4 protein-coding genes and 1 pseudogene are annotated in these 4,852 nt (G+C 56.4%); 1 reads left to right on the top strand and 4 read right to left on the bottom strand.

Features of this window, described 5'->3' with window-relative positions; translation table 11 throughout:
• Positions 1-87: 87 nt before the first annotated feature.
• Positions 88-813, top strand: coding sequence for a type III secretion system effector phosphothreonine lyase (locus EIEH_RS06320; protein ID WP_015871265.1), 726 nt, complete (start codon positions 88-90; stop codon positions 811-813).
• Positions 814-1,122: 309 nt separating this feature from the next.
• Here the strand turns inward: EIEH_RS06320 and EIEH_RS06315 are convergent, their stop codons facing one another.
• The 4 genes and pseudogenes from EIEH_RS06315 to EIEH_RS19640 all read right to left on the bottom strand — a co-directional run.
• A complete protein-coding gene (locus tag EIEH_RS06315; RefSeq protein ID WP_015871266.1) occupies positions 1,123-2,628 on the bottom strand; it encodes a carboxypeptidase M32 in 1,506 nt (501 codons plus the stop codon).
• Positions 2,629-2,674: 46 nt separating this feature from the next.
• Positions 2,675-3,985: a two-component system sensor histidine kinase RstB gene (rstB, locus tag EIEH_RS06310; protein WP_015871267.1), complete on the bottom strand. Its 1,311-nt coding sequence runs from the start codon at positions 3,983-3,985 to the stop codon at positions 2,675-2,677.
• A 5-nt stretch (positions 3,986-3,990) separates the two neighbouring features.
• Positions 3,991-4,713, bottom strand: coding sequence for a two-component system response regulator RstA (gene rstA, locus EIEH_RS06305; RefSeq protein WP_015871268.1), 723 nt, complete (start codon positions 4,711-4,713; stop codon positions 3,991-3,993).
• A 15-nt stretch (positions 4,714-4,728) separates the two neighbouring features.
• Positions 4,729-4,852, bottom strand: a pseudogene (locus EIEH_RS19640) (dihydromonapterin reductase); the annotation flags it as partial.

Genomic DNA, 4,852 nt, shown 5'->3' with positions numbered 1-4,852 from the left:
TACCGCGTTTTACAAAAGAATATTGAGAGATTATTGAGGGATTAGACGTGATAATCATGGATTCTCATCTTGTAAAGGTCGTTTCCTGTGCCTATTAATCGAGCTCATCTAAAACTAAGCCTCCCGCCCTTAACTGTAGGGCCTACCGCCGGGAGGCAGAAGATGCCCCCCATGAATGAGAGCCTGAAAAATAATTTCGACACTCTACAGCATCAAATGCGGCAGATGCCGCTTTCCCACTTCAAAGTGGAGCCAAATGCGCCAGACTATTCAGAAATACGCAAGAGTGGCTTCTGTACTCTAAGTCAGGGGTTTCGCCTGTCGAACACGAGTGATAATTTCTTCATTCATGCCCGTCGACAAGAGCCGCAATATAAAGGGGAATTTATCGGTGACAAGTTCCACATCAGTGTGCAGGGGCAACAGGTACCGCAGGCCTTTCAGGCGCTATCTGAATTGCTGTTTTCAGGGGACAGCCCGATCGATAAGTGGAAGGTGACCGATATGGCGCGGGTCGATCAGCAATCTCGCGTTGGCGAAGGTGCCCAGTTCACGCTGTATGTAAAGCCGGATCAGGAAGATACTCAGTACAGTGCGGAGATGCTCCACAAAACTCGGCAATTTATAGCGGCTCTGGAGTCCAGGCTATCGGAAAACGGAATTATCCCGGGGCGAAGCCCCGAGTCAGATGTTCATCCCGAAAGTTGGCAATATGCCAGTTATCGTAATGAACTGCGCAGTGAACGCTTCGGTGATGGGATGCAAGGCCAAGCATTACGAGAGGAGCCGTTTTATCGTTTAATGACAGAGTAAGCGTAGCGCTGAGGTGATGACGGAAGGCGTTGGTGCCCAGCCTATCCTCACCTCTTGCATGAACACAGAGTGGTCGTCATTTCCAGCGGATGACGACACCACGTGCCTGTCACCGGCTGCACTGAGCTATCCAATGGTTTGCCGGATAACCCCAAACCTGGCATCAGGAAGCAAAGGAAATATCGTATCCACCTGACGTCACTGAATAAATAGGCATCTCTCCAACACAGCAACGCTGAATCACAACGATAATAACGCGCCGGAGACGCGTCATTATCCGATACAAACAGGTCTTAAACTTAAAATGCCTTAGCGCAGGCTGTCTCTCATGGAGCCAAGATAACGCTGCTCCAGATGGCGCCGCAGGTAATCTGGGTTCAGCGGTTCACCGCAGACGTTACGGATTAGGGTATCGGTATCCCAGCGTGAACCATGGCTCCAGATATGTTGACGCAGCCAGTGACCTATCGGTGCGATATCACCGGCGGCGATCTGCGCCGGGAGATCGGCGATATCCCGGCGGGCGGCGGCGTACAACTGCGCGGCATACATTGCGCCGAGGGTATAGGTGGGGAAGTAGCCAAAGGCACCGTCAGTCCAGTGAATATCCTGCATGCATCCATCGCGGTAATTGCCGTCGGTGCTCAGTCCCAGCGTGCGGTGCATCTGGCTGTCCCACAGCGCCGGAATATCCTCTACCTCAATCTCGCCCTCAATCAGCGCCCGTTCGATCTCATAGCGTAAAATGATGTGCGCCGGATAGCTGACTTCATCGGCATCGACCCGGATATAGCCCGGCCTGACGCGCTGATTGAGGCGGACAAAGTTTTCGGCGCTGAAGGCCGGATCGTCGCCGAAGGCCTCGATAACCCACGGGCGCAGAAAGTTCAGGAAGCCGTGACTGCGCGCCAGCTGCATCTCAAAAAACAGGCTCTGGGACTCATGGATGGCGGTGGATCGCGCTTCGCCCAGCGGTTGTCCCGCCCAGGCATGCGGTAGATTTTGTTCATAGCGGGCGTGGCCGGTTTCATGCACGACGCCCAGCAGCGCGCTAAGAAAGTCATCGTGGCTATAGCGGGTGGTGATACGGACATCTTGAGGAACGCCGCCACAAAAGGGGTGGGCGCTGACGTCCAGACGGCCGTGGGCAAAGTCGAAGCCCAGCTGCGTCATGATACGCAGCCCAAGCCGACGCTGCGCCTCCTCATCGAATGGCCCGCGGGGCAATAACGGCGGCGTGCATTTCTGTTGCTCTACCACCCGTTGTAGCAGCGTAGGCAGCCAGCCTTTAATCTCGCCGAACAGGGCATCGAGGCGCGCGCTGTTCATTCCCGGTTCATATAGATCCAACAGGGCATCATAGCGGCTACATCCGGCGTGATCTGCGCGGATTTTGGCCTCCTCCCGACTCAGCCTGACGACCGGGCGCAGATTCTCCATAAATCCGTGCCAGTCATTATTGGCACGTTGCGTCCGCCAGGCATGCTCGCAGCGCATTCCGGCCAGAGATTTCTCCTCGACCAAGGCCGCGGGGAGCAGGCTGGCACGATCATAACGACGCTGCATTTCGCTTAAATTAGCCTGCTGCTCATCGCTGAGGCTCTCCTGCGCGGCGCGCTGTAGCCAGACGCCGGTCTCTTCGTCGCACAAGATCCGGTGCATCAGCAGGTTAAGCTCGGTAAGTGCCTCTGAGCGGGCGCCGCTGCCGCCGCTCGGCATGTAGGTCTGCATATCCCAGCCGGCGATGGCCGAGAGATGGTCAAAGCGCGCCAGGCGCTGAAAGATCGTTTCCAAACGTTGATAGGCACTGATCATGATAGTGACTCCACGGCCCATGGGGCCGTCTGTAGGGTGATTGGACTCAGGCGGATGCGGAGGGCACCGATGGGAGCGGTGTGCTATGACGCGGCCAGGTAAACCGGAAACAGGCGCCGCCCAGCGACGAACTGCTAATCGCAATCTGCCCCTGATAGGCCTGCACGATACTGTAGACGATGGCCAGTCCCAGGCCACAGCCGCCGGTGGCGCGATCGCGGCTGGGATCCAGCCGGACAAAGGGCTCAAAGACCTTGTCGCGCTCTGCCGTGGGAATGCCAGGCCCGTCATCCTCCACCTGGAGACAGCCATTATCGCCGTCAAACCACAGTCCGATACGCAGCTTGTCCTGATTATAGCGTAGGGCATTGTTGATCAGGTTATCCAGCAGGCGCTCGAACAGACGGATATCGAGAGCACCGAAATCGCCCCGATGAGGGATATCCAGCGAGATTTGCTGCTGCGGGTGCATCTGACGCAGTTCGTGGGCTTTATCCTCCAGCCAGGCGGGCAGGTCGATCGCCTCCAGATGGGGGCTTACCTGAGGGCGATCAAGACGTGCATAGGTCAGCAGCTCATCGATCAATCCCTCCAACTGACCGATATCACGATTGATCGCCGCCTGTTCCCCGGCGCTTAAACTGTCGCTCATAGCCAACCGGTAACGCAGACGTACCAGCGGCGTCCGCAACTCATGGGCAATACCGTCAATCAGCTGCTTCTTGCTGGCGATAAGGGTATTGATATTGTCAGCCATACGGTTAAACGCGACCCCTAAGCGATGCAGGCTGGAGGCGCTGTCAAAGTGCGTTCGCTCCTGCAGATGTCCCTCGCCCAGGCGCTGGGCAGCGTTTTCCAGCCTGAGCAGATCCTGCCAATGGGGGCGCATCCACAGAAATACCGGCAGCGCCAGCGAGAGTCCGATAAGCAGCATCAGGGCAAAATCAAACAGGCGCATCTCATGCAGAAAAAACAGGTAGGGGATTGGTCCGACCGCCAGGACATAGTGGCTGCGCGGAATACGCTGTAAAAAAATATATTCGCTGTCCAATGCGACGATCTCGCCCTCACGCAATTTACGATCCTGTCCGGGCGAGAGGTGGCGCTTGCCGAGAGGCTCGATATGAAACTGAAACGACAGATTCCAGTCGAGTTTGTCGATGGTCTTATTCCAATCGCGCGGTGGGATCTCACGCAGCTGGCTGCGGATCAGATACAGCGAGCTTTTCATCAGATCATCCATCGACTGGCGACCAGCGCGCTCGGCGGTGACCTTATAAACCAGACCGACCAGCATGGCCATAACCAGGAAGCAGACAAACAGCAGCAGGTAGAACTGAATGAACAGTTTGCGCATCGGTACTATTCCCAGGCGTTAGGTGCAAACAGGTATCCCTTATTGCGTACGGTTTTGATGCGCACGGGCTCTGGCCCGGTATCGTGCAGCTTGCGGCGCAGGCGGGAAATAGCCACATCAATACTGCGATCCAGACCGTCATAGCTGACGCCGCGCAGATTCTGCAGCAGGGCGTCGCGATCCATAATGGTACCAGCGTGGGTCGCCAGCTCCCACAGCAGGTCAAAATCGGAGGTAGAGAGGTGCACCTGCGCGCTGGCGAGATGCACCTCGCGGTTGACCGGATCGATACAGAGCTGCCCGAGCTGCAGTGGGTTAAGTCTGGCCGAGGTTGCTGATGTGGAGCGCGTGCTTTCTGGCTGTGGTGCCGCATGTTGGCGTAGGTGCAGGCGCAAACGCGCCAGCAGCACCGCCGGCGGCGTCGTTTTCAGAATATAGTCGCTGGCGCCCATCTCCAGCGACAGGATATGGTTCATGTCGCTGTCGAGCGAAGTCAGCAGTACGATGGGCCCAGCGTAGGCTGGCCGCAAGTCCCGGCATAGACTCATGCCATCCTTACCCGGCAGCATGATATCCAGCAGCACCAGATCCGGCTTTAGCCGAATGATGGTGTCAAAAGCAGTATCGCCGCGCGGCTCCAGCGTGACATCAATGTCATGTTTACCCAGATAGGCGGCAATCAGCTGGCCTACGTCGGGATCATCCTCAACAAATACAATTCTGCTCATCGTCTCTACACCTGGTTAACGCAGGGGACGACCACCGTCTACCCCGATGGTACGACCGGTAATGAAACGACTATTCAACAGGAAGTCAATGGCATTGACAATCTCTTGTTCGCCTGCGGCAATTTTCATCAGTGATTTA

The sequence above is a fragment of the Edwardsiella ictaluri ATCC 33202 genome (assembly GCF_000264785.1).
GTDB lineage: Bacteria > Pseudomonadota > Gammaproteobacteria > Enterobacterales > Enterobacteriaceae > Edwardsiella > Edwardsiella ictaluri.
This window is presented reverse-complemented; position numbering and strand designations above follow the sequence as displayed.

Excerpts from the sequence above, each read along its gene's own strand:
- EIEH_RS06315 (WP_015871266.1), bottom strand. The coding sequence starts at position 2,628 with ATGATCAGTGCCTATCAACGTTTGGAAACGATCTTTCAGCGCCTGGCG.
- rstB (WP_015871267.1), bottom strand. The coding sequence starts at position 3,985 with ATGCGCAAACTGTTCATTCAGTTCTACCTGCTGCTGTTTGTCTGCTTC.
- rstA (WP_015871268.1), bottom strand. The coding sequence starts at position 4,713 with ATGAGCAGAATTGTATTTGTTGAGGATGATCCCGACGTAGGCCAGCTG.